Source organism: Pseudoalteromonas sp. SR45-5, assembly GCF_014163565.1.
GTDB classification, from domain to species: domain Bacteria; phylum Pseudomonadota; class Gammaproteobacteria; order Enterobacterales; family Alteromonadaceae; genus Pseudoalteromonas; species Pseudoalteromonas distincta.
The window spans coordinates 1-1,479 of record NZ_JACJDN010000814.1 but is presented as its reverse complement, the minus strand read 5'-3'; the positions used below and the strand labels follow the sequence as shown (position 1 = coordinate 1,479).

Sequence of the window (1,479 nt, the reverse complement as noted above, 5' to 3'; positions counted from 1 at the left end):
AATTCTGTTATCATTTTTAAATTTCCCAAACAATAGAAACGCCTAAACCGGTTTGTTTCATTTCGATTGATAATTGTTGATTAGGCGCTAAGTAGTTAGCACCCGTTACTTTTTTTGCTGGCGAATAAAAAGCCATAGCGTTTAATTGTACCTTGTTGGTAAAAGAATGGCTAAAGCCAGTAGTAAAATGCCACTCTTGAACGCCCGGGGCTAAAATATTAAGCAAAACGTTTGATGAAGGAATAGGTTGCTCGGTATAAGATACCCCAAAACGAATTTTTTGTTGCGATGTACGTTGCCACTGATAGCCAAGCTTATAAATAGTCATATCGTTCCAGTCAAACCCAGCGCCGGCGTTAGCCCCTAAAGGTGCTGACACCAAGTTACTGATTGGATTTGCAATACTTTTTACTTCGCTGTAATTTATTTTTTGCCAATCAAATACAACCTGATTAGCTGGGGTAAGCTTATAAGCTGCACCAAGTTGAAACGAACTTGGCAGATCAAATCCGCCTTGCTCTGCAAACAAACCTTTATAGCTATCAAACTCTTGCATAGACACTGATGAGCGGTAACTTGCCCCCCAGCTTAATGACGAATTTATATCTTGGCTAATACCTAGTTGAATGCCTAAGCCTGTGCTTGTATCGGTGCCATTATTTGTAAGCGCTTGGGGTGATTGCGAAAAAGGAGCAAAGTTTCCAAGCCCTTGCGCTTCAAACTGTTGCACCACGTAAATAGGGGATACGCCAAGGCGTATTTGTTCATTCAACTCATAGCTTACTGTTGGGCTAATAAAGAGTTGTTTTAAATCAACGCCCGTCGTACCAGCGTAAAAAGTCCCTTCAGGAGAGGATTCTGCGCCGTACTCGGTATTCATACCGCCGTTGCCATACACTAATAAACCAATATTTACTTTTTCATTTAATTGATGGCCAATAGCAAACTCTGGAATTGCAAATACGGTGTTGTCGCTTTTTTGTGTTTTTGCTTCAAGATAAAATGCGCCAGGGTAAAAAGTATCTACTTTTGATGCAGTATATTTTCGTTCAGGTGAAAAAAGCTCTAAGCCCAGTGATAGCTCTGTTCCATTAGGTAAAAAGGTTGCTGGATTATTAGCACCAGACATTAACTCTTCTGACAGCGCTACACCTGCGCCAGCCATACCTTTGTGGGTCATGCCATAGCCGTGAGTAAAATAACCATTGGTAGCAAATGCACTGAACGAACCTAACGCACACGTTAAAGCTAAGCCTGAAATTAACTGTTTTTTCATTTTAGTAAATACATAAAGTTGGAATGGGCGGACAATAGCTAATTTTTGATATTCTAAAAAGGAATTTAAATAGATTAGTTATAATAAAAGGTAATACGGCAATGGTTATAAAGTTAAAATAAATGAGCGTAGATTGCTATTCAGCCTTAACTTAAGTTAAAAGTTTCGCTAACGTATTGAGCTGTAGTGATATTTAAGTATGC

1 protein-coding gene is annotated in these 1,479 nt (G+C 39.1%); it reads right to left on the bottom strand.

Annotated elements, in window-relative coordinates:
- Positions 1-16: 16 nt before the first annotated feature.
- Complete coding sequence (locus H5072_RS19290; protein WP_182694488.1) at positions 17-1,276, bottom strand: OmpP1/FadL family transporter; 1,260 nt, start codon at positions 1,274-1,276, stop codon at positions 17-19.
- Positions 1,277-1,479 lie beyond the last annotated feature (203 nt).